1 protein-coding gene is annotated in these 514 nt (G+C 62.6%); it reads right to left on the bottom strand.

Annotated elements, in window-relative coordinates; all coding sequences use genetic code 11:
- Positions 1–492 (bottom strand): thiamine pyrophosphate-dependent dehydrogenase E1 component subunit alpha (locus A2J01_RS34515; protein ID WP_269455352.1); only part of this gene is annotated, 492 nt, incomplete at its 3' end.
- Between the last annotated feature and the right edge of the window lie 22 nt (positions 493–514).

Below are 514 nucleotides of genomic sequence, written 5' to 3'. Positions count from 1 at the left end.
CGGAAGATCCAGCACCACAGCCATGTTCATCGCCTCGAAGACGGTTCCCTGGTTGGATCCACCGTCTCCCGTGAACGACGCTGCGATGACACCGTTTCGAAGCGTCTTGCCACTCAGTGCAGCGCCGATCGCCAACGACGGGGCTCCGCCGACAATCGCGTTGGCGCCGAGCATTCCCACGGACAGGTCGGCGATGTGCATCGAGCCGCCCTTACCGCGACACAGGCCGTCGTCCTTGCCGAAGATCTCGGCCATCATGCCGTTCAGATCGCAGCCCTTGGCGATGCAGTGCCCGTGACCGCGGTGAGTGGATCCGATGTAGTCGGCGTCGCTCAGGTTCTCGCACACTCCCACCGCGATGGCTTCCTGGCCCGAGTAGAGGTGAATGAAGCCGGGGATGTCACCGGTTGCATTCTCTTCGTGCAGTCGATCCTCGAACGCACGGATGCGCGACATCTTCTCGTACGCCTTCAGCAATGCATCCCGGTCCAGCCCTGAATGAGGCTTGGCGCCG

The sequence above is a fragment of the Rhodococcus sp. EPR-134 genome, assembly GCF_001647205.1.
Lineage (GTDB): Bacteria > Actinomycetota > Actinomycetes > Mycobacteriales > Mycobacteriaceae > Rhodococcus_F > Rhodococcus_F qingshengii.
Note: the sequence above shows the minus strand (reverse complement) of the source record. Positions and strands in the feature narration are given on the sequence as shown.